The sequence below is a fragment of the Deferrisoma palaeochoriense genome (assembly GCF_054656955.1).
The window spans coordinates 1-466 of sequence record NZ_BAAHXI010000180.1 but is presented as its reverse complement, the minus strand read 5'-3'; the positions used below and the strand labels follow the sequence as shown (position 1 = coordinate 466).

Annotated in this window: 1 protein-coding gene; it reads left to right on the top strand. The window is 70.2% G+C overall.

Features of this window, described 5'->3' with window-relative positions; all coding sequences use genetic code 11:
* Positions 1–466 (top strand): hypothetical protein (locus ACYQ8L_RS18615; RefSeq protein ID WP_459943314.1); only part of this gene is annotated, 466 nt, incomplete at both ends.

Here is a 466-nt window from a genome sequence, read left to right as displayed (position 1 = left end):
GGCTTCGACCTCGCGCCCGATACGGGCGCGGGGGTGAGCTTCACGGTGACCACCCTCGGCGACCTCACCCAGCCGACGAGCTGCGCGAGCATCTCGTGCCACGGGGGCGGGAGCGCCACGTGGGGCCAGACGCTTTCCTGCGACAGTTGCCACTTCTCCACCTCGGACACCGACGATTTCTCGTACCTGAACGGCACCACGGCCACGGTGAGCCAGGCCGAGTGGGACTATTCGGGCCACGGCAAGGCCTCGGGGACCTACGACGTCTCCGGCAACGCCGCGGCCGCGTTCGCCGGACCGGCCTCGGATCCCGAGGGGTGCGCCTACTGTCACGACTTCTCCGTGACCCACGGCACGGCCACGAACCCGTTCCGGCTCGCGAACCAGGGCGTCTTGGGCCGGGGGGGCACCGAGGACGGGGGCTGGAACGACGTCTGCCTCACCTGCCACTCCACCTTGGATACGG